This is a genomic window from Streptomyces sp. NPDC007872 (assembly GCF_042868165.1).
Taxonomy (GTDB): Bacteria; Actinomycetota; Actinomycetes; order Streptomycetales; family Streptomycetaceae; genus Streptomyces.
In genome coordinates this window covers 493,131-520,113 of record NZ_JBIAEA010000003.1, presented here as the reverse complement: position 1 = coordinate 520,113, position 26,983 = coordinate 493,131, and the positions used below count along the sequence as shown (strand labels likewise).

Genomic DNA, 26,983 nt, shown 5'->3' with positions numbered 1-26,983 from the left:
GGGCCGGGGGCCCGGGCCCCCGGTCAGGCGCGGCCCGCGGCCTTCTGGCTCCTGCGGGACAGCGAGTCGACGACCACGGCGGCCAGCAGCACCGACCCCGTGATCATGAACTGGACGGCGTTGCTGACGCCCATGATGTTCATGCCCGACTGGATCGACCCGATCACCAGGGCGCCGAGCAGCGCCGACCAGACCGAGCCGCGCCCGCCGAACAGGCTCGTACCGCCGATGACGGCCGCGGCGATCACGTTCATCAGCAGGTTGCCGCCGCCGGAGGTCTGGCTCGCGGACTGGATCTGCCCGGCGAGGAAGAGACCGCCGGTCGCCGCCATGGTCCCGGCGATCGAGAAGACCGTCATCCGGACGAACGGCACGCTGATGCCGGCCCGGCGCGCGCCCTCGATGTTGCCGCCCACCGCGAAGATCCGCCGCCCGTACGTGGTGCGCCGCAGCACGAAGTCCAGGGCCACCAGCAGGACCAGGAAGATCAGGAGCGCCAGCGGCAGCCCCTGGTACCGGTTGAGGATGTACGCGGTGACGAACGCGAGCGCCGCGACGACGAGCGTGCGCAGCACGATCTCGGCGACCGGCCGGGACGGCACCCCGGCCGCGCGCCGCCGCCGGGCGTCCAGGAGCGAGGCCGCCAGGAAGAGCCCGACGCCGACGGCCGCGGCCGCGTAGGCGGCGACCGGGCTGTGGAAGACGGTCGAGTACAGCTCGGCGACGATGCTCTCCGCGGGGATGTTGACCGTGCCGCTCGTGCCGAGCACCTGGAGCATCAGCCCGTTCCAGGCCAGGTTGCCCGCCAGGGTGACGACGAAGGCCGGCACGCCCACCTTGGCGAAGAAGAACCCGTGGATCAGCCCGACGACCGCCCCGCCCGCCACGGCGACCAGGAGCGCCAGCCACTCGTTCACGCCGTTCAGGACGTTGAGCACGGCGAAGATCGCGGCGCACAGACCGCTCACCGAACCGACCGAGAGGTCGATCTCGCCGAGCAGCAGCACGAAGACGATCCCGACCGCGATCATGCCGGTGCCGACGATCTGCTGGCTGAGGTCGGAGAGGTTCTGGGCGGAGAGGAACGTGCTGTCCAGGCTGCCGAACACCGTCCAGATGATGATCACGGCGAGGACGACGGGCAGGGACCCCAGCTCCCCGCTGCGCAGCTTGCGCCGGAACTCCCCGACGTACCCCCTGACTCCCTCCTCGCGCACCAGGAGACGGGTGTCCACGGCGGGCACGGCGCCGGGGGCCGGTTCCTGGGAGGCCCTGTCGGCGGCTCCGCCGGCGTCCTTGGAGAGGCGGTCCCGTTTCACGGTTCCTCCCGCTTGCGGGCCTGGCGCCGGGTGACGGCGCTGTCGGTGGCCCCCGTGATGGCGGAGATGATCTCCTCGGTGGTCGTCGAGCGCTTGTCGAAGAAGCCGTTGTTCCGGCCGAGGCGCATCACGGCGATCCGGTCGGCGACCGCCATCACGTCCACCATGTTGTGGCTGATCAGGATCGTCCCGAGGCCCCGGTCGCGCAGCCGCTCCACCAGGTCGAGGACCTCGGCGGTCTGCTCCACGCCCAGGGCGGCGGTGGGCTCGTCCAGGATCACGACCTTCGGGTCGCCGATCAGCGAACGGGCGATCGCCACCGTCTGGCGCTGTCCGCCGGAGAGAGACGCCACGGGGATGCGGACGCTCGGGATGCGGATCGACAGGGTGTCGAGCAGCTCGCGCGCCCGCTGGTCCATGCGGACCTCGTCCAGGATCCCGAACCTGCGCAGCTCGCGGCCGAGGAACAGGTTGGCGACCACGTCGAGGTTGTCGCACAGGGCGAGGTCCTGGTAGACGGTGGCGATCCCGAGGTTCTGGGCGTCGTGGGGCCGGGTGATGGAGACCGGCCGCCCCTCCCACGCGATGGTGCCCTCGTCGGGCGGGTTCACCCCGGCGATCGCCTTGACGGCGGTGGACTTGCCGGCGCCGTTGTCGCCGACGAGCGCCACGACCTCCCCCGGGTGGACCTCCAGGTCGAAGCCCTTCAGGGCCTGGACCGCGCCGAACCGCTTGGAGACCCCCCGCAGGGTGAGCACGGGTGACTCGGGCAAGGCGACCGCCTCCTCCGTCCGTCCGTCCCGGTGGGGGCGGGCGGCTCGCGCCTACTGGAGACCGGCCTCCTTGCAGGCGGCCGCGTAGGTCGGGGTGCAGATCTCCTGGACCGTGTAGAGCCCGTCCTTGACGACGGTGTCCTTGATGTTGGACTTGTCGACCACGACCGGGGTCAGCAGCGAGGCGGGGACCTTCTGGCCACTGCCGCTGGTGACGGTGGTGGGGGTCAGGTCGGACGGGATCGGCTTGCCCTCGGCCAGGTCGACGGCCATCGTCGCGGCGATGTCCGCCTCCGGCTTGTACGGCTTCTCGACCGTGATGGTCTGCGTGCCGAGCAGGATCCGCTGGATGGCGTCGAGCTGCGCGTCCTGGCCGGTCAGCGGCACGTTCATGCCCGCCGCCTTCAGGGCGGTGGCGATGCCGGCGGCCAGCCCGTCGTTGGCCGAGTAGACGCCGACGATCCTGTCCTTGCCCAGGGAGCTGATCGCGCCGGACATCTGCTGGTTGGCGTTGTTCGGGTCCCAGTTCGGCGTGTCGTACTCCTTGCCGATCTTCACCTTGCCGTCCAGGACCGCGTGTGCGCCGGCCTTGAACTCGGCGGCGTTCGGGTCCGTCGGCGACCCGTTGTGCATCACGATCTCGCCGCTGCCCGCCTTGTCGCCGAGCGCGTCGAGGAGCGCCTTGCCCTGGAGCTCGCCCACCTTGCGGTTGTCGTACGAGACGTACGCGTCGACCGGGCCCTGCGCGAGGCGGTCGTACGCCACGACCTTGACGCCCGCGTCGTGGGCCTTCTGCACGGAGGACTGGATCGACTTGGCGTCCACGGCGTCCAGGATGAGGACCTTGTCGCCCTTGGCGAGCGCGGTGTTCACCTGCTGCTGCTGGGTGGTGGCGCTCTCGGCGGCGTTGTAGTAGTCGATCTGCGCCCCGGGCGCCAGCTCCTTGATCTTCGCCTCGATGTAGGGCCGGTCGAACTTCTCGTACCGGGTGGTCTTGCTCTCCGGCAGCAGCAGACCGATCTTCACCTCGCCCTGCGCCGCGGCCGGCTGCGCCGCTCCGGTCGTCGCCACCGCGCCCAGGGAGAGGGCCGCGGCTCCGGCGAGTGCGATCGCGCCCCGCAATGTACGGCTCATGGAAGGCTCCTTTCGTACGCCCCCGCCTCCCGTCTCTCGTGAGCGCGGGTACGCGGGGGCACACATGGCCTATATATCGACATTAGCCGCAACCCGGGGAGCGGCAAGCGGGTGAAGCGGCAACCCCGGCGACCGGGCCGCCCACGAGAACGCTCAGGCGGGGCCGGCGGTGGGGTCGGGGGAGCGGAGGAGCCGCAGGAAGGCCTTCAGTCCGGTGATGATCTCCTCGTTGTCGGTGAGCCGGTTCACCGTCGCCTCGAACTCGCGCGCCAGGGCCGCGACGCTCCGGTCGGTCCGCTCGGCGCGCTCGTGCGCGGAGAGGCCGACCGCGTCCACGGTCCGCCGAAGCTCGGCCAGGGCCCGGTACTGCTCCTCCGCCTTGTCCCGGAGCACCGAAGCGCCCGCTTCGAGGGCGGCCACCCGCTCCCGCAGCGCCACCACGTCGTCCCGCGGGTACGTCACCTCTTCGAGCAACGTGCCCAGCCTGCCGCGCAGTCGGCCGAAGTACGCGCCGGCCGGCCGGAAGGCCGTGCTCAGCAGGAAGAACCCGGCGCACCAGCGGCCCGCCTCCCGGCCGGTCGCGACGGCGACGGCGAGCACGACGACCGCCGTCGCCACGTGCCCGGCGACGGCGACCCGCAGCATCACGCGCGCGATCCGCCGCGCCTCGGCGTCCCGCTCCCCGGAGACCACGAGGCCCTTCTCACGGCTGACCGCGATCTCGGCGAGGACCGCGTGCGCCCGGAAGTACAGGTTCCACGGCGCCGTCAGGAGCAGCAGGAGCCAGAACAGCCCGAGGACGCCCGCCCCGACGGCGAGCACCGTCCCGGGCGGCGCCCCCACCGCGTACGCCAGGACCAGCGCCCCGACCGCGAGACCCGCCACCACGAACGCGCCCACGACCCTGCTCATGCCGTCCCCCTCCGGACCGGTGCACCCTCGTGGCCATGGTCCCGCCGGAACCGGCCCCCGGCATGAGTACCGCTACTCAGAAAGGGGCCGGGCGTGCCTCCCGGACACGGATCCCGCCCGGCCGGCCCCGTCCGCCCCTCAGTAGCGGCTGTTCATGACCGTGCGCACCTCCGCGAGCGTGGCGTCGGCCACCGCCCGGGCGCGCTCGTTCCCCTCCCGCAGCACCTCGCGCAGGTACGCCCGGTCCCGCGCGTACGCCGCGCGGCGGGCCCGGATCGGCGCCAGGTACTCGTTGACCGCCTCCGTCACGGTCCCCTTCAGCGCGGCGGCCCCGCCGGAGCCGATCCCGGCGGCGACCTCCTCGGGCGTACGACCTTGGCAGAGGGCCGCCAGGAGCAGCAGCGAGGCCACCTCGGGGCGGTGCACCGGGTCGTAGACGATGTGGCGCTCGGAGTCGGTCTTCGCGCCCCTGATCAGCCGGGCGGTCTCGTCCGCGTCCGCCGCGAGGGTGACGGCGTTGCCCCGGCTCTTGCTCATCTTGGTGCCGTCGGTGCCGAGCAGCAGCGGCGCGTCGGAGAGCAGCACCTCCGGTTCGGGGAACACCCCTTCCCCGTACCGGGTGTTGAAACGCCGGGCGATCGTCCGCGTGACCTCCAGGTGCGGCAACTGGTCCTGGCCGACCGGGACCAGGTTCGCCTTGCAGAAGAGGATGTCGGCCGCCTGGTGGACGGGATAGGTGAACATCAGGCCGCTGACGGCGGACTGCCGCGAGTGGGCGATCTCGTCCTTGACCGTGGGGTTGCGGTTCAGCTCGGCCACGGACACCAGGCTGAGGAAGGGCAGCATCAACTGGTGGAGGGCGGGGACCGCGCTGTGGGCGAAGATCGTGCTCCGCGCCGGGTCCACCCCGATCGCCAGGTGGTCCAGGACCAGCTCCTCCACGTGCCCGGGCAGGTCGTCCGCCACGTCCCGGTCGGTCAGGACCTGGTAGTCCGCGACGATCACGAACAGTTCCGCCCCGAGGTCCTGGAGCCGGACCCGGTTGTGGAGCGTGCCGAAGTAGTGCCCCAGGTGCAGCCGCCCGGTGGGCCGGTCGCCGGTGAGGACGCGGAACCGCCCCGGACTCCGGAGGACCTCCTCCTCCAGGGCGGCGCTGCGGGCCCGCGCGTCGGCCGTCACGGCGGAGGGAACGGCGTCGGGAAGGACGGTGGTGTTCACGGGGTCTCCTGGTGGGTCGAGGACGCCGCCGAACGTCAGGACCCCGCTCCGGGACATGCGAAAAGGGCCGTTCGTCCGAACGGCCCTTGGGTCATGCGTGAGGGGTGGCCGCTCCTAGGAGGAGCGCCACCGGCTCGGACACGACGAAGAACGCATGCGCCCACCGTACAGCCTTCCGGGCCCGTACGGTCCTCAGGCCAGGACGACCGGAAGCTCGAACAGGTCGTTCTGGGTGACGACCGGCTTGTTGCGCAGCTCCTCGCGCGGCACCGCGAGGCGCAGCTCGGGGAAGCGCGCGTACAGCGCGGGCAGCGCCACCGACGCCTCCAGACGGGACAGCGCCGCGCCCGGGCAGACGTGCGGGCCGTGACCGAAGGAGATGTGGCGGTTCGGCGTGCGGGTCACGTCGAAGTCGCCCGCCGTCGGCCCGAACTGCGCCTCGTCCCGGCCGATCGCGCCGAACGACACGATCAGGCCCTCGCCCTTGGGCAGGATCCGGTCGCCGACCTCGATGTCCTCGGCGGCGAACCGGATCAGGACGTGCGAGGTGGGCGTCGACCAGCGCAGGGTCTCCTCGATCACGTTCTCCCACGGCACCTCGCCCTTGAGCACCAGGTCGCGCTGCTCGGGGTGGGTGCTCAGGGCGACCACGGCGTTCACGATCAGGCTGATGGTCGTCTCGTGCCCGGCCGCCACCATGAGCTGGAGCGTGTTGGTGATCTCCTCCGTGGTGAGCCGGTCGCCGTCCTCCGACGCCTCGATCAGCGCGCTCGTGAGGTCGTCGCCGGGCGCCTCCTTCTTGCCCGCCACGATCCCCGAGAACAGGGCGCCCAGGTCCGCCATCATCTGCGGCACCTCCTCGGGCGGGGTCTGCGTCGAGAAGAACTTGTCGAACAGCTCCTTCATGCGCGGCTGGTCGGCCCGGTCGACGCCCATCAGCTCGCAGACCACGTTCATCGGCAGCGGGTACGCGAACTCCGCCTTCAGGTCCACGGCCTCGCCCGCCGGACGCCCGGCGAGCCGGTCCAGCATCTCCGTGGTCAGGGCCTCGATGCCGGCGCGCAGCCGCTCCACCCGGCGCGCGGTCAGCGCCTGCGCGACCAGGCCGCGCAGCCGCCGGTGCTCCTCGCCGTCCACGGTCAGCATCGACTTGCCCGGGTTCGCCAGGCCGATCAGCGGCCAGTCCAGGGGTATCTCGCCGCGCTGCCAGGCGCCCCAGACATCGATGTCCTTGACGAGGCGCGGGTCCGTGAGCAGCTTCCGGGCCTCCGCGTGGTGGGTGACGGCGAAGCAGGGCACCCCGCCCGGCAGGACGACCCGGGCGAGCGGACCGGCGGCGCGCAGCCGGGCGCTCTCGCCGTCGAGGTCGGAGACGAACGGGTCCAGGTCGATGACGCCGGTGCCGGACGCGGCGGTGTGGTCGTACGGGCAGCTCATCCGAGGGCTCCAAGGGCGGGGGTCGGGGTGTAGGTCACGGGAAGCGCGGTCAGGCCGCGCAGCCAGGGGGAGGGGCGGCGGGCGAGGTCCTCCGGGGCCACCGCGAGGTCCACGTCCGGCAGCCGGTCGAGCAGCACCTCGATGCCCGTCCGGGCGATGGTCTCGGCGACCTCCTGCGCGGGGAACGGGCAGCGGTGCTCACCGTGCCCGAAGGACAGGTAGGCGTTGTTGCCGCCGGTGAGCGCGCCGGAGTCGGCCCGTACGTGCGGGTCGGAGTTGGCGGCGGCCAGGCCGAGCAGCAGCAGGTCCCCGCCGCCGATCCGGCGCCCGCCGAGGTGGGTGTCGCGCGAGGCCCACCGCCCGGCGACGTTCTGGGTGGGGGTGTCCTCCCACAGGACCTCGTTCATCGCCTCGCCGACGCTGTGCCGGCCGCCGGACAGCGAGGCCGCGAACCGGTCGTCGGTGAGCATCAGGCGCAGCGAGTTGCCGATCCAGTCGGCGGTGGGCTGGTGGCCGGCGGCCATCATCACCATGAGGTCCTGGGCGACCTCCTCGACCGTGAAGCCGGCCGTGTTGGCCAGCATCCGCGAGGCGACGTCGTCGCCCGGCGCCTCCGCCTTGGCGGTGAGCAGCCCGAACATGGACTCGCCCAGGTGGCGCTGGCCCTCCAGGGCGCCCTCCTGGCCGTTGATCATGTCGTTCATGGCCTTGACGAGCCCGGGACCCTGCTCGTCGGCGAAGCCGTAGACGCTGGCGAGGACCCGGACCGGCAGCAGCATCGCGTACTCGGCGATGATGTCGCAGGAGCCCTTGCCGCACAGCGCGTCGATCAGCTCGTCGGCGAACCGCTCGGCGCGCCCCCTCAGGACGAACGGGTCGATCGCCTCCAGGGCGCCCGAGACGACGTCCGCGCGCTCGCGGTGCCGCTCGCCGACGGTGTAGAGGATGGACGGCTGCTTGCGCCCGATCATGGGCAGCAGGGGCCAGTCCGCCGGGATGCGGTCCCACTGGTTCCACAGGTCGGAGTCGCGCGAGAAGAGCACCGGGTCGCTGGTGACCTGGTGCAGCTCGCGGTAGCCGAGGACCAGCCAGGCGGGCACGTCCCCGTCCAGGACGACCGGGGCGACCGCCCCGTGCTCCCGGCGCATCTGCCGGTACAGCTCGGTGGGGTCGGTCTGGAACCGGGGCCCGCCCAGCGGGACGGGCCGGGGCGCGGAGTGGGGCACGGGGCAGGTCACGGGGCGGGCTCCGGGATGGGCTGCGGCGTCGGGTCCTGGGCGACGACGGACTGCAGGTGCTCGACGAGCGTGATCAGGACCTGCTTGCTGGACTCGCGCGACCGGGCGTCGCAGAAGACCAGCGGGACCCCGTCGGAGAGGTCGAGGGCCTCGCGGATCTGCCCGGCGGTGTGCGCGGGGCCGCCGAAGTCGTTGCAGGCGACGACGAACGGCGTGCCGTGGTGCTCCAGGCGGTCGATCGCGTACCAGGAGTCGGCGAGCCGGCGCGTGTCGACGAGCACGACGGCGCCGAGCGTCCCGGAGAACAGCCGGTCCCAGAGGAACCAGAACCGCTCCTGGCCGGGCGCCCCGAACAGGTAGAGGATGTTGTGGGCGTCCAGTGAGATCCGGCCGAAGTCGAAGGCCACGGTGGTGGCCGTCTTCGCGGCGACGCCGACGGTGTCGTCGACGCCCTCGCCCGCCTGCGTCATGGTCTCCTCGGTGTTCAGCGGACGGATCTCGCTGACCGAGCGCACCAGGGTGGTCTTGCCGACGCCGAAACCGCCGACGACGACGATCTTCAGTCCGTTGTCGGCGGTGCTGTGCAGGGTCTGGCGCTGTTCAGAGGTTACGGAGTCCAACGAGCACCTGCTCCAGGATGTCGTGATCGGGAAGGCGGTACGACGCGCGGGGGTGCCGTGCGCTGATCCGGCCGGTGTCGTGGAGGTCGGCCAGCAGGATCCGCGTGATCGACACGGGCAGGCCGAGTCCGGCCGCCACCTCCACCACGGCCGTGGGGAAGCGGCACATGCGCAGGATCGCGGCGTGCTCGGACTGCATGCCGGGGGCCGGGTCGCTCTCGGCGACCACGAGGGTCACCAGGTCGAAGGCGTCGGACCCGGCACGGCTGCGGCCGCCGGTCAGGGTGTAGAGCCGGTCGGGGGAGTCGTCCCTGCCCGGCCTGGTTCGGCTCATCCCCGGGGCCTCGCGACCAGGTACTCGCCGAGCTGCTCGACCAGCTCGGACATGTTGTGGCCGACGAGCCCGGCGTCGGCGTCCTCGTCGGCGACGAGCGCCAGGTGGGCGCCCTCGCCGGCCTCCACGATGAACAGGATGCCGCCGTAGAACTCGGCCATCGCGGAACGGACGCCGCCCGTGCCGTCGCCGAACTCCACGGAGGCGCCGTGCGACAGGCTCTGGATGCCGGCGGCGATCGCGGCGAGCTGGTCCGCCTGGTCGACGGAGAGCTCGGGGGTACGGCAGAGCTTGAGGCCGTCACGGGAGAGCACCAGGGCGTGTCGGGTGCCCGGGGTGCGTTCCAGGAGGCCCTCCAGGAGCCAGCTCAGCTTCTCGTCGGTGGTGGTGCCGGTCATTTACGGGGTGCCTTCCGGGTGCGGGGAGTTCGAGGACGGCGACGTCCGGGGGGTGGACGTCCGGCCGGCCTGATCGGACGGGACGGGCGGGGCGGCGGGGGAGCCGTCCGCCGCCGGAGAGGTCTCGGCGCCGGCGTCGGGCCGGTCGGCGGCGTCGCGGACCGCCCGCCGGAAGGAGCCGAAGCGGGAGGCCGCCCCGGCCGCCGCGCCGCTGCGGGGGGCCGCCGCGCGGGGCTTCGGGGCGGCGTCGGGACCCTCCGGGTGGGCGGCGGCGAGCGCCCGGCCGCGGCGGCGGCGCGGCAGACCGCTCTCGCCGAACTGCGGGTGCTCTCCGGTGCCTTCGTCCGCGGCGCCCCGGTCGGTGCCGGACTCGTGCACGGCCTCGGGCTCCTCGGTCCGCGCCCCGGCGGGGGCGGACGACGGGGCCCCGGCCGGCGCCCGGTCGGGCACGGGCGCGGACAGACCGCGGCCGGCCACCGGGGGCAGGGCGGCGGGAGCGGCCGGCGTCTCCGCGGGCACGTGGCTGATCAGCTCCTGCGGCAGCATCAGCAGGGCGCCGGTGCCACCGCGCGCCGAGGGGCGGAACGACACGGTCAGACCGTGCTTGCGGGCCAGCCGGCCGACGACGGCCAGGCCGAGCCGGGTGCCGGACAGACCGGCCAGGTCCTGGTTCTCCGCGCTCACGGCGGCCTCGGCGCGGCGCAGTTGGACGTCGCTCATCACCAGGCCGCTGTCCTCCACCGCGATGATGACGCCGGCGGGGACCTCCTCCACGTAGACGTGGACCTCGGCGGTGGGCGGCGAGAAGTTGGCGGCGTTGTCCATGAGTTCGGCCAGGGCGTGCATGACGCCCTCGGCGGCGTGGCCCGCCACGGCCGCGTCGCTGCTGGAGTGCAGCCGCACCCGCTGGTAGCCGCCGATCCGGCCCATGGCGCCGCGCAGGATCGACTCCATGACGATCGGGCGGGCCCAGCGGCGGCCGGACCGCGCTCCGGTCAGCACGGCGACGGAGTCGGCGAGCCGGCCCGCCTGGGCGGTGCGGTGGTCGAGGTGGAGGAGGTCGGTCAGGACGTCCTCGTCGGCGTGCCGGTGCTCCATCTCCCGCAGGTCGGCCAGCATGCTCGTGGCGAGCGCCTGCATGCGGCCGGCCGCGTTGGCGGCGGCGGCCATGGCGGCGGACCGGCCGGACTCGGCGCGGCGCAGCCTCTCCTCCAGGCGCGCGACGTCGGCGGCCCGCGCCCGGGTCAGCTCCGCCGCCTCGGCCGCGTGGACGCGCGCCAGTTCCTCGGTCCGCGCGGCGCGGGCCGCCTCGGCGGCCGCGGTGTCCGCCGCGTACCGCTCCTTCAGGGCCGCGGTCTCCCGTTCGGCGGAGGCCGCGGCCGCGGTGGCGTACGCCTCGCGGGAGGCGAGTTCGGCGGTGAGCGTCTCGACCCGGCGGCCGAGGGCGCGCGAGGTGCGTCCGTACCACGTGACGGCGAAGGCCGAGGCGGCGAGCAGCAGGCCGCAGCAGACGGCGAACCAGGCGAGGGCGGGACGGACCCCGGCCGGCGCCGCGGCGGTCGCCGCCGCGGCGAGCGCACCACCTGCGGCGGCTGTCAGCAACGAGGCGAGCAGGGCAGGGCGGAAGGGGGTGGACGGCGCCGACATCAACCAGACTCTCGAGAACGGGCACGCGGGAAGGGAGTCGCAACGACGGCACTATAGAGGCGTTGTTGATCAGTTAGGAACTGGCTTGATCGGATCGTTCACCAGATAAAGGTTCAACTGCCCCATTTATGCAATCAAGAGTGATCGAATTTACTCAGGGTTCATCGAAGGACCGGCCCGCGTCCGCTCCCTGTCGGGCCATCAGGCCGTCAACCGCCGAGGTGCTCGACGTGCAGGCTGCCGGGCACGTGCCGACGCGTCCGCTCCCGGCCCCACGGGCCCGGAACGAGCTCCACGCAGAAGTGCCCCGACTCCGGGTGGCGCCGTGCGTGGGAAGGAGCCCGCTCGGCGAACCGGCGCAGCAGGGCGCCCTCTTCGCGGAACGCGAGGGAGCTGCCGACGACGAACAGGGTGTGCGCGGCGATGTCGAAGGAGAGGCGGTCACGGTACGTCCGGTGGCGCCGCCGCTCGTGGTCCACGGAGTCCTCGTCCGGGAGGTCGTCGCCCGGCAGGGACACGGTGCCGGGCACGCCCGCACCGAGCCGCGCCCTGACCCCCTTCCACGCCGAGGCCGGGAACTGCAGGCTGTGATGGACCAGCACCAGGTCGAGGGCGACCGGTTCGGCCCCGCCGGCGCCGTCGTGGGGCGCCGGATGACTCCGGAGGGGCAGGTACACCAGCGACCTGGCGGACCGGGCGGCCAGCGCCCACAGGGCGGCGAGCCGGTCGGCGCCGTCCCGGTCGGCGTACATCGAAAGCCAGTGCCCGTCGTCGCGCAGCGCCGGCCCCGTCGCGTCCGGCCCGGGGTCCGACCGCACCACCCGGACCTCGCGCCCGCCCAGACCGACCCTGTGCACCCGCACCCGCTGTTCCACGTGTCCCCTTCGCCCCGCCGTCGCCGCACCTTGGACGGAGCCGCCGGGCCGAGACCTCCGATGTACGGCCGGCGCCGAGCCTACCGCTCGCGCGCGACGAACGCGGGCCGCAGGGAGTCGTCGACCGGGTCGTAGTAGCGGTGGAACACCGGGGTGGCCGAACCGGAGACGGGCGGGACGATCCAGCTCCAGTCGGCGGGGGTCGGCCTGCCGTGACGGGCCTCCCGGTCGATGTGACGGAGGAAGCGCCCGGACTCGGTGTGGTGGTCCGCCATCGTCACCCCGGCCTCCTGGAAGGAGTGCAGCACCGCCACGTTCAGCTCGACCAGCGCCCGGTCCCGCCACAGCGTCCGCTCCGACGAGCGGTCGAGGCCCAGACGGTCGGCGACCACCGGCAGCAGGTCGTAGCGGTCGGTGTCGGCCAGGTTCCGGGCGCCGATCTCCACCCCCATGTACCAGCCGTTGAACGGCGCCGCCGGATAGCGCACCCCGCCGATCTCCAGCGGCATGTCGCTGATCGCCGGCACCGCGTACCAGCGGAGCCCCAGCTCCGCGAACCACGGGTGGTCCGGGTGCCGCAGCGGCACCTCCATGACGCAGCCGTCCGGCAGCTCGTACCACTCCGGCCGCGCGTCCGGACGCTCCCGCACCATCAACGGCAGTATCTGGAAGGGGTCGTCGGACCGCTTCCACCCCAGCTCGCGGGCGAGCGCGGTCGGCTCCGCGCCGCGCGGGTCGCCGGCCCAGCTCCCCTCCGGGGTGCGGTGCCCCGCGTAGCGCACCAGTTGGTCGTTGACGATCCGGGGCCCGGGGCGGCCGGGCCGGTCCGGTGCGAAGACCGAGATCACCGGCCGGATCCGGCCGTCGTTGCCGGCGAGGCGCAGGTGCTCGAAGCAGGCCTCGGCGACCCCGTCGGCCGAGGCGACGTGCCGCAGGTCGCGCACCACGAGGCCGCGCCAGTAGAGCCTGCCGATGCAGCGGGCCGCGTTGCGCCACGCGACCCGGGCGCCGAAGGCCAGCTCGTCCGGGGTGTGCGCGTACGTGCCGGTGCGGTCGATCTCGGCGAGGACCTCGCGGACCCGGAGCTCCGCGTCACCCGCCCGCCGCTCCTCCTGGTGGAACTGCCGGACGAAGCGCTCCGCCTCCCGCCGGTCGGTGACGTGCTCCGCCGCTTCCGGCGGTCGCGGGGGCCGTTCCGGGCCGGGGGTGACGTCGGACGTGAACGGACAGACGCCGACGGGGGCCGACTTCCGTCGGCGACGCAGACTGAAGACCAAGGTGTTCCCTCCTGGCCTCCATGACTACCCCATGTGTTCGCACGTGTGTGGAGAGTGTGCGTACTTCGTACGGGAACGGGGACGCGCTGGTACTCTGCCCGGTTCCGCTACGACTCCTGGGCGACCGGCACGTTCTGCTCCGCCCAGACCACCTTGCCGGTGACGGTGCGGCAGGAACCCCAGCGGCGGCAGAGCATGTTGATGAGCTGGAGCCCCCGCCCGCCCTCGTCGCTGAGGTCCGCGTGCTGGATCTGCGGCAGGTCGGGGCCCGTGTCCGAGACCTCCACGACCAGCCGCTCGCCGTGCCAGAGGCGCAGTTCGCCCGGCCCGTTGCCGTACCGCAGCGCGTTGCCCACGAGCTCGGAGACCACCAGCTCGCAGACGTCAGCGAGTTCGTCGAGGCCCCACGCGGCGAGCTGACCGGTGACCAGGTTCCGCGCGGCGGAGGCCGCCCGCCCGTCCTTCGGCAGCTCCCACACCCGCAGGTCGCCGCGCGGGGACGGGGAGTCCGTCGCGACCAGGAGCACCGCCTCGTCGAACCGCTCGGCCCCGGCCGGAGCGCGCTCCACCAGGCCGCCCGCCTCCAGGGCCCCGGGGGTGAGCCCGAGCGCGGCCGACCGCAGCAGGGCCAACTGCTCGTCCAGGTCCTCGGTCCGGGTCTTGATGAGCCCGTCCGTGTACATCACCAGACGACCGCCGTCGGGCACCTTCAGCCGGATCGGGTCGTACGGGATCACGCCCGCGCCCAGGGGCGCGCCGACCGGCACGTCCACGAAGTCGGCCGCGCCCCGCCCGTCGAGGAGCAGTGGCGGCAGGTGCCCGGCGCTGGCCAGCGTGTAGCTGGAGTCCGCCGGGTCGTAGACCGCGCACAGACACGTGGCGACCTGCTCGTCCTCCAGGTCACGGGTGGCCAGGTCGAGCCGCGCCAGGACCCGTTCGGGGGCCATGTCCAGGGTCATCAGCGTGCGGGCGACCGCCCGCAGCCGCCCCATCGTGGCGGCGGCGGGCAGCCCGTGCCCCATCACGTCCCCCACCACCAGGGCGGTCCGCCCGCCGGGCAGCGCCATCACGTCGTACCAGTCCCCGCCGACCCCGTGGCCGGCCGTCGAGGGCGCGTACTCCGAGTGCAGCCGCAGTCCCGGCGTCACCGGGGTCGCGCGCGGCAGCAGACTGCGCTGCAACGAGACCACGTGCTCGCGCTCGCGCCCGTACAGCCGGGCGTTGTCGATGAAGACGGCGGCCTTCGAGGCGAGCTGTTCCGCGAGCGCCAGGTCCATGGAGGAGAACGGCGGCGTCCCGGGGCCGCGCACGAAGTCGGCGCTCCCGAGCAGCAGCCCGCGGGCGATCAGCGGCACGGCCAGATAGCTGTGCACCCGGGCGGCCCGCATCTGCGCCGCCGCGCTCGCCGTCGGCGCGACCCGGGCGAAGTCGTCGCCCCGCATCCGGCTCAGCAGGACCGGCTTGCCCTGCCGGAGGCAGTACCGGTGCAGCAGCGTCTCGTGCCGCTCCTCGGACTGGACGTAGGTCTCGCCCACCGGGGTCGGCTCCAGGGAGGAGAGCTCCTCGATGGCGCACAGCGCCGTGGCCCGCAGCGGGGGGAAGCCCGCCCCGGTCCACCGGGCCCCCTCCTCGCCGCGCAGGACGCTCTCCAGGATGTCCACGGCGGCCCCGTCGGCGAACCGGGGCACGGTGAACTCGGCCAGCTCCTGTGCGGTGCGCTCCAGATCCAGGGTCGTCCCGATCCTGGAGGTGGCCGAATTCAGCCAGGCCAGTTGGCTGCGGGTGGTGAACCGGTCGGGCGGCAGCAGGCCCCTGCTCCTGCGGAACCTCGCGCCCGCGCCGGCCGAGTGGTGGGCCGACGGATTGCTCCCGGCCGAGGCGCGGCCGGTCAGGCGCCGCCTGTCGCTCCCGCCGTTCACTCTTTCGGCCTCCGTACAGGATGTGACGCCATCTGTTGCACAGTCTGCACCGGAAGAGGCCGCAGTGCATCAGGCATGCGGAAGCAACCCGCGCAAGTACGTCCACGGCCACGAGGAGTCACCCGGGGACGACCGTCCGCGACGCGAAGCCGGAGCACGCGGCCCGTCCGGCGGATCACGGCCGGAGCCGCGCCCCTGACCCGCCGGACAGCCTCTAGATCCCCACGACCTTGGCGGCCGCCGACACCTCGTACACCAGGGTGACCGTCCGGCGGCCGCCCGGGGGCAGGGAGACGTCCCAGCGGACGATGCCCTCCGCGTCGACCGGGTCCGGCGCGGGGGAGCAGGACTCCTTGCGCAGGCGCACCTCCACCGCCGAGACCTCGGAGACGGGGATCCGCTCCCGCAGGGCCACCACCCGCTCGCCGTCCTCGCCGGGGGCGGAGAACCGGGACAGGTGCAGCCGGACCGTGTGGGTGGTCACGCTCCGCTGGGCGAGCCCGGTGGTGTCGTGCGCCTCCTCGGCGTACCGGACGACCCGGATGTCGTCGCGGCTGCCGTAGGCGAGCTCCACGGGGGCGTCGGGAGCGGTGAAGTCCAGCGTGCCGCGCCCGACGAAGCCGCCGCCGCGCACCAGGTCCACCGGTCCCGCGAGCAGCGCGTGCCCGGACCGGTTGTCGAACCGCACCACCTGCGTGACCAGCGGGGACAGTTCGGGGGAGCAGGCGTACTCGTCGCCCGCGTCCGTCGTGAAGACGGAGAGCGGCACCCGGTGCGCGCGGCCGTCCCCCGGAACGGAGACCGGCGCGGGGGCGTTCAGGACGCGCGCCTCGCCGCCGTCGTCGACCCCCGGCAGGCCGAGCACCGGCGCCGGTCCGAGGTCCCCGATCAGCTCCTCGCGCACCTCGACGTCGACCGTGCGGCGCTCGGCGGCCGAGCGGTCCCTGAGGACCAGCCGGTCCTCGACCAGGCCCGGCGGCTCGGTGGCCAGGGCCGAGCGGGCCGTGGACAGCGTCAGCCGGACGTCCGACCAGTCCTCGCCGGTGCGCTGCCAGACCACGGCCTCGGTCTCCAGGGTCAGGGAACCGCCGTCGAGCACGGCCCGGTAGGCGGGCCGCCACAGCGCGCACGGGGTGAGGTGGCCGAGCCGCAGCCGGGCGGGACCGGCCCGCTCGGCCTCCACGGTCAGCTCCACGTGGGCGACGAGCTCGGGCGGCTCCTGCCCGGCCTCGGCCAGGGCCCGCAGGGTCGCGTCGTACTCGGCTTCGAGGTCGGTCAGCCGGGCCTCGACGGTACGGAGCCGTTCGGCGTACGCGTCGCGCTCGGCGTCCACGCGGTCCAGCTCCCGGGCCCAGCGCTCCTCCTCGCTCTCCCCGGAGCCGACGCCCTCGCGGATCTCCCGCAGCAGGTCGGCGGCGAGCCGGCCCAGCAGGTCGAGCCGGGTGCGCAGCCGGTCGCGCTCCTGCTCCGCGGTGCGCCGTTCCCCTTCGAGGGCGTGCGTGCGCAGGCGGAGGGCGGAGTCGTCCCCGGGGGAGGGGACCGGGCCGCGCGGCGTCCAGGTGCGGACGATCCGCGCGCCGAGCACGGTCGCGGGGCGGTCGGAGGCCAGCTCGGCGTGGAGGGTGCGGTCGACGGCCAGCGCGCTCACGGGGCCGAGGTGCAGCCGCTGGACGCCGGCCGTCAGGTCGAGGTCGGCGGTCCGCTCGACGTGGGCGCGGTCCTCCAGACAGGTGACGGCGGTGACGGGAAGGGCGATCGGTCGGGGTTCCGTGGTCATGGTGGGGGTCAGCTCCTGCGGTTGCCGTCGACCAGGGCCTTGCCGGCCGGGATGCGGATCTCGTAGCCGCCCTCGAGGACGGCGGTGCCTCCGGCGGGCAGCTCGACCCGCCGGACGCGGGTGCCCGGCGCGTGCTCCTCGGGGCCGTCCTCGGGCACCGCCCAGCCGTCCCGCTCCTCGATCCGCACGTCGGCCTCGGAGGTGACCGGAACCCGCTCGCGGACCTCCACGACGGCGGGCGCCGCGAGGCGGTTCGCCAGCTCCACCCGGATCTGGTGGTCGAGGACGGTGACGTTGTTGCGCAGGCCCGCGGTCGACTCCCGCAGGTGCGTGCGGCGGGTCACACGGATCGCCTCGGCCGGGCCCAGCCCCAGCCTCCTGACGCCGCCGGGGGCGAGCGTGGGGAGCGCGGCCGTCAGCAGGAACTCGTCGTCGACGGTGACCTCCACCGGGCCGGCGAGGAGGGCCTGTCCGGTGGCGTTGGAGACCGCGAGCGTCGTGTACACGGTCTCCTCCACGGACGGCACGCAGAGGTACTCGGTGCGCAGGCCGACCGGGATCTCGCCGACGGTGACGGTGTGCCAGGTGCCGTCCGAGGGGACGTCGGCGCGGGCGGCGGCGTCGAAGCGGTGGTCGAACGACCCCGCCGACTCGCGGGGGCGCACGGCGTACCGGGGCAGCGGCAGCGCGGCCACCCCCTCGGCGCGGCGGCGGTACTCGCCCGCCACGGCGTCGAAGGAGGAGTCGGGGAACAGGCGCCCCCGGCGCGGCCCCCGGTCCTCGGGGCCGGCCAGGACGAGGGAGGCGTAGTCCAGTTCGTCACCGCCCGGCCGCGGCGGACCGGACGGCGGGGGAGGGGCCGACGCGGCCGGGGCGGCCGAGCCGGGAGCAGCGGGCGCCATGGCCCGCCGGGCGGACCGCGGCGCTGCCTTCGGCGCACCGCCGAAGGCCTGCGGTGCCGGTGCCCCGCCGTAGCCCTGCGACGCGGATCCCGGCGCCCCGCCCGGGCCCTCGGGAGCGAAGCCGTACACGGCGCCGGGCGGCGGGGGAGCCCCGGTGAGGGGCGGCGGCCCGGCGAAGGCGGGGGCCGCCGGAGCCGGGGGCGGCGACGGGACCGGAGCGGCCGCGACCGGCACGGCCGCGGAGCCCGCCGTGGCGCCGCCGGAGCCGGAGGCCGGGACGGGCCGGGGCCCGGCCGCCTCGTACCCGGCGAAGAGGTCCGAGAGCCCCGCCGGGGGCTCGCGCCAGCCGGACGGCGCGGGGGCCGCCTGCCGCCGCCCGATCCGTACGGAACGCAGTCGGGGCAGATCGGTGCGGCGCCGCAGGTCGGCGGTGGCCAGGGCGAGGCGCACCCCGGTCCAGTCCTCGCCGGTCCGCTGGGCGACCGAGGCGCGCAGCACCAGTCGCCCCCCGTCGTCGCCCCGGCGGTGGGAGAGGCGGTAGGCCGGCACCCAGACGGCGCCCGGCACGCCGTACTCCAGCTCCAGCTCCGCTTCCGCCGGATCCCGAGCCTCCCCGTCGGCCGCGCCGACGAGGGTCAGGACGGCGCAGACGGTGGTCTCGACGTGCCGGGAAGGGGCGTCGGTGGAGGCCCGCTCCAGTCGGTCGGCGGCGACGGAGAGTTCGTGCTCGACGCGGAGCAGCTCCTCCTCGCACTCGACCAGGCGCGCGTGCAGCCGGGCCAGCCGCTCGTCGACGAAGTCGGCGAGCGCCAGCCAGGCGTCGACGGCGGTGCGGCGGTGCGGGTCCTCGCGCTTGCGGGCCGGGGGGACCGGATGCAGCCCCTCGACCTCCGCGATCAGGGTCCGCTGCCGGTCCCGGCGCCCCTCGGCCGCCGCGTACGCGTCGCGCAGCCGTTCGACCTCGCGCCGCAGCGCGTCGGGAGCCCCGTCGTCGAGCGGCGCGGACGCGACCTCCACCCGGGCCTCGGTGACCCGGACGCCGGAGGCGCCCAGGACGCGGGCCCGCAGCGAGCCCGGATCCAGGGTGCGGGGCAGTCCCGCGACCCGCACCCGGCCGTCCCGGGGCACCGTGCCCCGGGCCAGGCGGCGGCAGACCGCGCCCTGCGCGTACACCACGACCGAATCGAGGGTCGACCCCCACCTCCGGCCCGTCTCCTCCGACATGCGCCTCGCCCCCTGCCCCGTCCGTCGTACCGGTCGAAGCCTACGCGGACGGGCTGCGTTCCGGTGCCGGGAGGCGTCTTCGGATCCCTGCCGGAAGGCGTCCCTCAGGCGGTGGACGCCGCCGCCAGGACCTCCCGCACCTCCTCCGCGAGCGCGTAGGGGTCGCCGGCCGGCGCGGTCGGGTAGCGGCGGTGCTCACGGGCCCAGGCGTCGTCCCGCGCGAACCAGTCGACGGCGGCCGGCGCGGTGCCGGTGGCCAGGGCGGTGTCGAGGCCCGCGAAGTACGCGGCCCAGCGCGGCGCGTAGAGGTCCCGGACGAGCCCGTCCCACTCGCGGTTGGCGTAGTCGTGCAGCCCCGCCTCGCTCTGCCCCCGGCCGCCCCAGGTGGTCAGGATCGAGCGGGCGTCGTACTCCAGGCGGTCGCGTTCGGCCGGGTCGGCGCCCCAGGCGCGCGCGTCCTCCAGCCACGGTCCGAGCAGGAACCGCCGGTCGGAGCCGACGAGCCGCCCGAGCAGCTCCGTGGCGGCGTTCCACTCGCGCACCAGCGTCCGGAACCGCTCCAGGTCCTTCGCCTCGTACGCGCCCCTGATCCGGGGCAGCAGCACCCGGCCGCGGTTGGTGAGCGCCTGGCGTGCCACGTCCACGAGGTCGTGGCGGTACGCGTCGGTGGTCCGCAGCGCGGGCGCGACCCGCAGCAGCTCGGCCAGCGCCCGTTCCACCGTGGCGGCGTCGTACCGGGAGAAGGCCGGGCTCCAGCGCGCGGTCCTGGTCGCCGTGAGGCTCGGCCGCGCGGTGAAGAGGCCGTCCTGCGGCTCGCTCCACGTCCCCGACGCCATGCCGTACGGTCCCAGGCGCAGTTCCTCCCAGGCGGCGGCCGCGTGCGGGTCGGCCCCGCCGTAGCGGCGGGCGGCGTAGCCGGCGAACCAGGCCCGCTGGTCGACGGGGCCCGGCTCCCAGGCGAGTTCGGTGAACAGGTCGAACCCGGCGGGGTCCCCGCCGGTGGCCTCCGGCAGGTAGGCGATGCCGCGCAGCGCGGAGTCCGGCCTGGTCAGCCACGCGTGGAAGCGCTCGCCCCACACGCCGGTGTTGGCGCCGATGCTGGTGTGGCCGCCGAAGTCGGAGATCGAACCGAAGGCGTAGGGCGTGCCGCCCCACTCGGTCTCGCGGTCGAGGCCGTCGTAGCGGTCGGAGAGGCCGTCGACGATCAGGACCCGGTCGCGGTCCACCCCGCTCAGGAGTGTGGCGGTCGGGTTCTCCTGCCAGCCGAGCATGACCCAGGTGGCGCCGGGGCGCGCGGTGTCCAGGGCCCGCTGGACGGCCCCGGCGGCCGCGGCGACGTCGACCGTGCCCGGGGTGCCGCCCTCGTGCAGCAGGTCCATCTTGAACAGGTCGCTGTCGCCGAACCGCTCCCGCTGGGCCCGGTAGTAGGCGGCGGCGAGGCGGTCGAAGACCGGCCCCGTCGGATCCAGCCAGTCGGGCCGGTCGAACCCGACCCACTTGCCCTGCGGGACGGTGGCCGCCCCGGGGTTCCGCGCGGCGAACCCCGGCGGCACGGTGCCGAAGTAGCCCGGCAGGACGGGGGTCATCCCGAGCGAGCGCAGGTGCCGCGCGATCCGGCCGCCGAGCGCGGCGCGGGCCTCGATCAACTGTTCGGAGACCGGGCCGCCGAAGCCCGACATGTTCTGCAGCAGCCACCAGGCCTGGTGGGCGGGGGCGGGGATCCAGCTCCGCAGCTCGGCGGCGTCGTAGCCGAACTCCTGGAGCGCCCGGTAGTACGGGTACTCGGCCCCCGTCGGCACGAAGACCTCGTTCACGCCGTGCAGCGCCATCAGGTCGATGTCGCGGCGGTGCGCCTCGAAGTCCCGGTAGGCGCCCGAGTAGCCCTCGTCGGTGTCGTTCAGGGCGTAGCGGTGGGGGACGTTCGCCGACCGGGTGAGGGTCCCGGGGACCGCGGGCAGGACGGCGGGCAGTCGGCCGAGGCTGTCGCCCGGCCAGCCGATGTCGACCCCGGCGACCCGCTCCAGGTACCAGCCCGCTCCGGCGAGCAGCGTGGCCGGCGAGGTGCCCCGGACCTGGATCCGGCCCGCCCCGCCGGAGACCGCGAACCAGTCGCCGGACTCCGTCCTCTCGACGGGGACCAGGGAGAACTGCTGGGCCCGCGAGGACAGCAGGCGCTCCAGGCTCGCCCGCGCGGGCGCGGTGTCGAAGGCGGGCGCGGCGGCGGAGGCGGAGGCGGCCCCGCCCCGGGGGGAGAGCGCGCCGGGCGCGACCGCCGTCGCGACGACGAGCACCACGAGGACGAGGACGTGACGGCAGCGGAGCATCGGGCGACGGCCCATCTGGTTCCCTCGGTTCCCTGCTCGGAGGAGTCCGGCGGATCGCCGGCCTCGAAGGAGCCCGGCGGATCGTCCGCCCACTCTCCTACACCCCCCCTCCCGGAGGGCGCAGACGGGACGGGGACCCGGGGCGTCTCATCCTTGCGGGTGTACGCGGCCGGGTGCCGACGGTGGTGCCGCGACGACCGGTTCCTCCCTCCGGGGCGGAGGCCCCGGCCTCCTTCCGGGACGGCGACGGCGGACAACTCCCTTCCTCGCGCGGACGGTTGACGAATGGTCTGGACCAACCTACGGTCTGCTGGAGCGCGCGCCATGCCCAGGACCCATCCCCCCACGTCCCCAGGAGCACGCATGCCAGCCCCCCGGATCACCCGCGTCCTCGGAGCGGGCCTCACCGCCCTGCTCACGGCCGCCGCCCTCGCCGCGCCCGCCGCCGCCGACGGCGCGAAGCCCGTGCGGACCGCCGTGTCCGCCCCCGCCCCGGCCTCCGTCCCCGCCTCCGGAACCGGAGAGTCCGCCGACACCTGCGCCCTCAAGCCGAAGCCCGCCGGAAAGGTCCTCCAGGGGTACTGGGAGAACTGGGACGGCGCGGCCAACGGCGTCCACCCGCCCTTCGGCTGGGCCCCCATCGACGACCCGCGCTTCGCCGCCCACGGCTACAACGTCATCAACGCCGCCTTCCCCGTGATCCGTTCGGACGGGACGGTGCTGTGGGAGGACGGCATGGACAGCACCGTCCGCGTCGCCACCCCCGCCGAGATGTGTCGCGCCAAGGCGGCCGGGGCCACGATCCTGATGTCGATCGGCGGCGCCACGGCGGGCATCGACCTGAACTCCACCGCCGTCGCCGACCGGTTCGTCGACACCATCGTCCCCCTCCTGAAGAAGTACAACTTCGACGGCATCGACATCGACATCGAGACCGGCCTGGTCGGCAGCGGCTCCATCGGCACCCTCTCCACCTCCCAGGCCAACCTGATCCGCATCATCGACGGCGTCCTCGCCCGCATGCCCGCCGGCTTCGGCCTGACGATGGCGCCGGAGACCGCGTACGTCACCGGCGGCAGCGTGGTCTACGGCTCGATCTGGGGCGCCTACCTGCCGGTCATCAAGAAGTACGCCGACAACGGGCGCCTGTGGTGGCTCAACATGCAGTACTACAACGGCAGCATGTACGGCTGCTCGGGCGACTCCTACTCGGCCGGCACCGTCGCCGGGTTCGTCGCGCAGACCGACTGCCTGAACAAGGGCCTGGTGATCCAGGGCACCACGATCAAGGTCCCGTACGACAAGCAGGTCCCCGGCCTGCCCGCCCAGCCCGGCGCGGGCGGCGGCCACATGGCCCCGTCGGCCGTGGCCCAGGCGTGGAACCGCTACAACGGCGCCCTCAAGGGCCTGATGACCTGGTCGGCGAACTGGGACGGCTCGAAGGGCTGGACCTTCGGCGACAACGTCAAGGCGCTCCAGGGCCGCTAGGTCCCGCTTCGTCGGAGCCTCGTCCCGGGCCCTCCTCCCGCACCGGCCCCGGCGGCCGGCTCAGGGGAAGAGGACCCGGGCGAGGGCGAGACCGACGAAGACGGCACCGAGCCCGGCCACCACGGAGGCGACGACGTTCGCCACGGCGAAGAACCGCGCGCCGGACTCGGCGAGCCGCAGCGTCTCGTAGGAGAACGTCGAGTACGTCGTCAGCGCGCCGCACAGCCCGGTTCCGAGCAGCAGCCGCACGGCGTCCCCGGCCGCACCGGACAGCGCGGCGCCCGTGAGCAGACCCAGGATCAGGGAGCCCACGACGTTCACGGTGAAGGTGCCCCACGGGAAGACGGTGTCGTGGCGGGCCCGGACGGCGCGGTCGGTCAGATAGCGCAGGGGAGCGCCGACGGCGCCGCCGGCGGCCACCAGGAGGAAGTCGTTCACCGCCGGTCCTCCCGGTCGCCGTCGACGAGGACGGCCGGGCGGACCGCCGGGTGCGTACGGAAGGTCATGACGCGCTCCGGTGCGACAGGAGGCGGCGCGTGCCGGACGCGCCGAGGGCCACCGCCGCCAGCGCGGCGACGACGGTCGCCGCGAGGTAGGCGAGCGCGGTGGCGGCGCGGCCCGCGTCGACGAGGCGTTCGATGTCCGCGCAGTACGTCGAGAAGGTGGTGAACCCGCCCAGGAAACCGGTCCCGAAGAACGGGCGCAGGAGGGGATGGGCCGTGAAGACCTCGGTGACGGCGACGAGGAAGACCCCGATCACCAGACAGCCGACGGCGTTCACCGTCAGCGTCGTCCAGGGGAAGGCCCCCGCGGGCGTGGGCCACAGCAGCGACGCCCCGAAGCGGGCCAGCGCCCCGAGCGAGCCGCCCACCGCGACGACGGCGACCGCCGCGGGGGTGCCGTGCGGCGAACGCCAGGGCTTCCGGCGCCGGCGGACGTCCGCGGGACCGACGTCGGGGTCGATCGGCTCGGCCGGTCGCGGGGGTTCTTCGGAACGCATGCCTCTCCCTACGCGTGGTCTCCCGCTCGCGCGGATGCGGGCGGTGACGGGTCACGAGTAGGGACCGTCGGCGACAGCGCGTGCCGCGGTTCGGGTACGGCGGGCCCCACCGCCGCGCGACGGCCCGGGGACGGTCGCGGCTCCAGGATAACGGGCGGTACCGGGGCGCCGCCCGGACCGGGGCGCGCGGGAGCGCCGGCGCGCGGCCGCCGGGAGCGGCCGCGCACCGGCTCCCGTCAGGCGGTGTGCAGGGTGAGGCCGTAGCGGCCGAGGATCTCGTTGACGGGCTGGAACCACGTCTCGCCGCCGGAGGAGCAGTTGCCCCAGCCGCCGGAGGTGACGCCCTGGGCCTGGTCGCCGCTGATGAACGCGCCGCCGGAGTCGCCGCCCTCCGCGCAGACGCTGGTCTTCGTCATCTGCTGGACGGCGCCCTGGCTGTAGTTGACCGTCTCGTTCTTGGCGAGGACGGTCCCGCAGTGCCACTTCGTGGTGGAGCCCGAGCGGCAGATCGACGCGCCGACGGGCGCCTCGGCGGAGCCGCGCACCAGCCGGTCGGACGTGACGCCCCAGCCGAGGACGACCGGCACGGTCCACCAGCCGCTGTGGATGCTCACGTACGCGTAGTCGTTGCCGGGGAACGAGGAGCCCTGGAAGGTGCCCATGGCGGAGCCGTCCCAGCCGCGCACCGCCGCCCCGGCCTGACCGCAGTGACCGGCGGTCACGAACCCGCCGTGCACCGAGAAGCCGATCGAACAGCGCACGTTGCCGGTGTAGTACGGGTCGCCGCCGACGGTCCCCGCCGCGTACGTACGGGGCGCGGTGGCCGCCTCGGCGACGGTGACGGGCCCCTCGGCCCGCGCCTCCTCGACGAAGGCGCGCACGGCGGGGGCGTCCCGCTCGGCCCGTACGACCGTGACGACGACGCTGTTCGCCTTCGGGTCGACGTGCCAGCCGGCCACGCCCTTCGGCGCGGCGAGCGCGTCGAGGCGGGCCTTGGCCCGGTCGAGGGCGGCGGCGCTGTGGCGGACCACCCGGGTGTCGGCGCCGAGCGCCCGCACCCCGGCCTCCCCGGCGCGGTCGGTGAGGGCGACGACGAGCCGTCCCGACGAGGGGTCGAACCACGAGCCTCCGTACGCGCCCCCGGCCGTCTTCCGGGCGGTCCTCTCGACCGCGGTCGCGGCCTTCTCGGCGCGCAGCCGCTCCTCGGCCTGCGCCGGAGTCAGGCCGAGGTCCTGCCGCAGGGCGTCGAGCAGCCCGGCCGAGGCGGAGGGCGCGGCGGGCGGTTCGGGGAGCGGGGCGGCGTTCGCGGCTCCGGCGTGGGCGGCGCCGAGGCCGAGCGTCAGCAACAGGGCCGCGACGGCGGCGCCCAGGGGGGTGGTGCGTTTCACGAAGCCTCCTGGTGTGGGGGATCGAACGCTTGAGAGCGCTCTCAGAGAGCGCCGGCCGTTACGCTAGCGGCATCGGCTTGGCAGGTCCATACCAAAAACGCGCCGAGGGGGAATCGGTCCGTGGCGTCCGCAGGGCCCGCCCCCGGACGGCCGAACGGGCCGCCGGTCGTCCGGCGGCCCGTTCCCTCGGAGCCGTGCCCCTTGGAGCCGTGTCTCTCGGAGCCGTATCCCTCAGAGGCGTGTCCCTCGGAGCCGTACGGCCGGAACCCGGTGGTCAGGGGCCGGTCGAGGCGTGTGTCGGACGTGCGTCAGGCGCGCGGAGGAAGGCGCTTCGCGAGGAACTCCTCGAACGTCACCGTGCCGACGGCCCGCTCCGGCGTCAGGTGCCCGCCCGCACGGAACCCCTGGTAGGCCTTTCCGGCCAGGGGGACGTCCAGGAGGCGGCGGTGCTGGCCGATCGCGCGCAGATACGTCCGGGCCAGCTCCCTGAACGGGAGCACCTCGGGACCGCCCATGTCCGGGACCCGGCCCGCGGGCTCCCCGGCGGCGAGTTCGGCGAGGCGGGCGGCGACCTCCGCCACCTCGATCGGCTGGTCCGCGACGCCGGCGGGCAGCGGCATGACCGGCAGCCGGGCCGCGTTGCGCAGCACCTCCACCACCAGGTCGTGGAACTGCGTGGCCCGCAGCACGGTCCATCCGAGCCCGGAGCCCTCGATCATCTCCTCGACGGCGAGCTTGGTCCGGTAGTAGCCGAGCGGCACGCGGTCGACGCCGACGATCGAGACGTACACCAGGTGCCGCACGCCGGCCCGGTGCGCCGCCCCGATCAGATGGCCCGCCGCCCGGTCGTCGCCCCCGCGCGGCGTGCTCGCGCAGTGCACCACCGTGTCCACGCCCTCGACGGCCGCGTCCAGGCCCGTGCCCTCGCGCAGGTCCACCGCGTACGGCCGGGAGTGGCGGCTCAGCACCCGCACCTCGGCGCCGTCCGCGCGCAGGCGCTCGACGACGAGCCGGCCGAGCGTTCCCGTACCCCCGGTCACCAGGATCGTGGTCATCGTGCTTCTTCCCTCCGCGGCATGATGCGCGCTCCATGGCGGAGCGCACGTCGAAGGAGGCTACGGCGAGAAGCGCCTCCCGGCGCCCCGACGTACCGGCGGTGTCCCGGCGGAGAGCGGCCCGGCGGCCCCGTCCCACGGGACCGCCGGACCGTTCGGGTCCGTGAGGCCGTCCGGTCAGTCGGCGGAGACGGCTCCGACCAGGTCGCCGACCTTGCGGTCCGGCAGGGCGCGGGCCACGTCGGCCTGGGCGATGACGCCGACGAGGACGTGGCTGTCGATGACGGGCACGCGCCGGACCCGGTGCTCGCTCATGACGTCGAGCACCTCGTCGGCCTCGGCGTCCGCCCGGACGTAGACGATCTCGTCCTGGGCGAGGTCGCCCACCCGGCACTCCGCCGGGTCGATGCCCTTGGCCACCACCTTCAGGACGATGTCGCGGTCCGTCAGCATGCCCTTGAGCTTCTCGTCGGCGCCGCAGATCGGCAGGGCGCCCACTCCGAGCTCGGCCATCTTCCGCGCGGCGTCGCGCACGGTCTCGCTCGCCTTCACGCAGGTCGCGTCCGGCGTCATCATCTCGCGTGCCGTGGTCATGGGGATCACCCGCATCCGTTCCGTGGGGGCGTGCAACGAGTCGGCAGGAGTACTGATACGAACGCGCCTGCCCTGCGGCTCCGAGGGAAAACACGCGGACGGCCGGCGGCCGATTCCTCCGCTCCCCGCC

Annotated in this window: 23 protein-coding genes; 1 reads left to right on the top strand and 22 read right to left on the bottom strand. The window is 74.4% G+C overall.

Translation table 11 applies throughout. The annotated features are described in order from the left end of the window. Window positions 1-23: 23 nt before the first annotated feature. The 17 genes from ACFYNX_RS12815 to ACFYNX_RS12735 form a co-directional block, all read right to left on the bottom strand. Window positions 24-1,319: a sugar ABC transporter permease gene (locus tag ACFYNX_RS12815; protein ID WP_388660830.1), complete on the bottom strand. Its 1,296-nt coding sequence runs from the start codon at window positions 1,317-1,319 to the stop codon at window positions 24-26. Next, window positions 1,316-2,092, bottom strand: a complete 777-nt coding sequence (locus ACFYNX_RS12810) for an ATP-binding cassette domain-containing protein (RefSeq protein WP_356545464.1) — start codon at window positions 2,090-2,092, stop codon at window positions 1,316-1,318. Before ACFYNX_RS12810 ends, ACFYNX_RS12815 begins: the two co-directional genes overlap by 4 nt. A gap of 51 nt (window positions 2,093-2,143) precedes the next feature. After that, window positions 2,144-3,226, bottom strand: a complete 1,083-nt coding sequence (locus tag ACFYNX_RS12805; RefSeq protein ID WP_388660827.1) for a sugar ABC transporter substrate-binding protein — start codon at window positions 3,224-3,226, stop codon at window positions 2,144-2,146. A gap of 153 nt (window positions 3,227-3,379) precedes the next feature. Further along, the gene (locus ACFYNX_RS12800; protein WP_388660824.1) at window positions 3,380-4,138 is read right to left on the bottom strand and encodes a hypothetical protein; all 759 of its coding nucleotides are present in this window, start codon (window positions 4,136-4,138) and stop codon (window positions 3,380-3,382) included. A 138-nt stretch (window positions 4,139-4,276) separates the two neighbouring features. Continuing rightward, window positions 4,277-5,356 (bottom strand): tryptophan--tRNA ligase, encoded by a 1,080-nt coding sequence (gene trpS / locus ACFYNX_RS12795; RefSeq protein WP_388660823.1) that lies wholly within the window; start codon window positions 5,354-5,356, stop codon window positions 4,277-4,279. Between the two features lie 192 nt (window positions 5,357-5,548). Further along, window positions 5,549-6,793, bottom strand: a complete 1,245-nt coding sequence (locus ACFYNX_RS12790; RefSeq protein WP_388660820.1) for a cytochrome P450 — start codon at window positions 6,791-6,793, stop codon at window positions 5,549-5,551. Then, window positions 6,790-8,031 (bottom strand): cytochrome P450, encoded by a 1,242-nt coding sequence (locus ACFYNX_RS12785; RefSeq protein WP_365543388.1) that lies wholly within the window; start codon window positions 8,029-8,031, stop codon window positions 6,790-6,792. Before ACFYNX_RS12785 ends, ACFYNX_RS12790 begins: the two co-directional genes overlap by 4 nt. After that, entirely contained in the window at window positions 8,028-8,651 is a 624-nt protein-coding gene (locus tag ACFYNX_RS12780; RefSeq protein ID WP_053647516.1) for an ATP/GTP-binding protein, read from the bottom strand. The genes ACFYNX_RS12785 and ACFYNX_RS12780 overlap by 4 nt, the downstream gene beginning before the upstream one ends. Next, a complete protein-coding gene (locus ACFYNX_RS12775) occupies window positions 8,632-8,985 on the bottom strand; it encodes a DUF742 domain-containing protein (protein WP_125660232.1) in 354 nt (117 codons plus the stop codon). Before ACFYNX_RS12775 ends, ACFYNX_RS12780 begins: the two co-directional genes overlap by 20 nt. Then, the gene (locus ACFYNX_RS12770; RefSeq protein WP_030690508.1) at window positions 8,982-9,383 is read right to left on the bottom strand and encodes a roadblock/LC7 domain-containing protein; all 402 of its coding nucleotides are present in this window, start codon (window positions 9,381-9,383) and stop codon (window positions 8,982-8,984) included. The genes ACFYNX_RS12775 and ACFYNX_RS12770 overlap by 4 nt, the downstream gene beginning before the upstream one ends. Next, complete coding sequence (locus ACFYNX_RS12765; RefSeq protein WP_388660815.1) at window positions 9,384-11,030, bottom strand: sensor histidine kinase; 1,647 nt, start codon at window positions 11,028-11,030, stop codon at window positions 9,384-9,386. A gap of 209 nt (window positions 11,031-11,239) precedes the next feature. Then, window positions 11,240-11,905 carry a hypothetical protein gene (locus ACFYNX_RS12760; protein ID WP_388660813.1) on the bottom strand — a complete coding sequence of 222 codons (666 nt, stop codon included), beginning with the start codon at window positions 11,903-11,905 and terminating at the stop codon, window positions 11,240-11,242. 80 nt (window positions 11,906-11,985) lie between these two features. After that, complete coding sequence (locus tag ACFYNX_RS12755) at window positions 11,986-13,182, bottom strand: nitric oxide synthase oxygenase (RefSeq protein WP_388660810.1); 1,197 nt, start codon at window positions 13,180-13,182, stop codon at window positions 11,986-11,988. 107 nt (window positions 13,183-13,289) lie between these two features. Next, window positions 13,290-15,101, bottom strand: a complete 1,812-nt coding sequence (locus ACFYNX_RS12750) for a SpoIIE family protein phosphatase (RefSeq protein ID WP_388660807.1) — start codon at window positions 15,099-15,101, stop codon at window positions 13,290-13,292. A gap of 214 nt (window positions 15,102-15,315) precedes the next feature. Then, the gene (locus tag ACFYNX_RS12745; RefSeq protein ID WP_388660804.1) at window positions 15,316-16,878 is read right to left on the bottom strand and encodes a mucoidy inhibitor MuiA family protein; all 1,563 of its coding nucleotides are present in this window, start codon (window positions 16,876-16,878) and stop codon (window positions 15,316-15,318) included. An 8-nt stretch (window positions 16,879-16,886) separates the two neighbouring features. Next, window positions 16,887-19,004: a DUF4139 domain-containing protein gene (locus tag ACFYNX_RS12740; RefSeq protein WP_388660801.1), complete on the bottom strand. Its 2,118-nt coding sequence runs from the start codon at window positions 19,002-19,004 to the stop codon at window positions 16,887-16,889. A 104-nt stretch (window positions 19,005-19,108) separates the two neighbouring features. Next, on the bottom strand, window positions 19,109-21,343 hold the full coding sequence (locus tag ACFYNX_RS12735; RefSeq protein WP_388660798.1) for an alpha-N-acetylglucosaminidase: 2,235 nt from the start codon (window positions 21,341-21,343) through the stop codon (window positions 19,109-19,111). 348 nt (window positions 21,344-21,691) lie between these two features. On the opposite strand from ACFYNX_RS12735, the gene ACFYNX_RS12730 reads away from it, so the two are divergent. Further along, a complete protein-coding gene (locus tag ACFYNX_RS12730; protein WP_388660795.1) occupies window positions 21,692-22,816 on the top strand; it encodes a chitinase in 1,125 nt (374 codons plus the stop codon). Window positions 22,817-22,876: 60 nt separating this feature from the next. Here ACFYNX_RS12730 and crcB (ACFYNX_RS12725) read toward each other — a convergent pair whose 3' ends face one another. The 5 genes from crcB (ACFYNX_RS12725) to ACFYNX_RS12705 all read right to left on the bottom strand — a co-directional run bounded on the left by crcB (ACFYNX_RS12725) (window position 22,877) and on the right by ACFYNX_RS12705 (window position 26,853). Next, complete coding sequence (gene crcB, locus ACFYNX_RS12725) at window positions 22,877-23,254, bottom strand: fluoride efflux transporter CrcB (RefSeq protein ID WP_365543418.1); 378 nt, start codon at window positions 23,252-23,254, stop codon at window positions 22,877-22,879. A gap of 64 nt (window positions 23,255-23,318) precedes the next feature. Further along, complete coding sequence (gene crcB / locus ACFYNX_RS12720; RefSeq protein WP_388660792.1) at window positions 23,319-23,816, bottom strand: fluoride efflux transporter CrcB; 498 nt, start codon at window positions 23,814-23,816, stop codon at window positions 23,319-23,321. 236 nt (window positions 23,817-24,052) lie between these two features. Beyond that, window positions 24,053-25,204, bottom strand: a complete 1,152-nt coding sequence (locus ACFYNX_RS12715; RefSeq protein WP_388660789.1) for a S1 family peptidase — start codon at window positions 25,202-25,204, stop codon at window positions 24,053-24,055. Window positions 25,205-25,512: 308 nt separating this feature from the next. Continuing rightward, on the bottom strand, window positions 25,513-26,259 hold the full coding sequence (locus ACFYNX_RS12710; RefSeq protein ID WP_388660786.1) for an SDR family oxidoreductase: 747 nt from the start codon (window positions 26,257-26,259) through the stop codon (window positions 25,513-25,515). 177 nt (window positions 26,260-26,436) lie between these two features. Then, entirely contained in the window at window positions 26,437-26,853 is a 417-nt protein-coding gene (locus ACFYNX_RS12705; protein WP_388660784.1) for a CBS domain-containing protein, read from the bottom strand. Window positions 26,854-26,983: the final 130 nt, after the last annotated feature.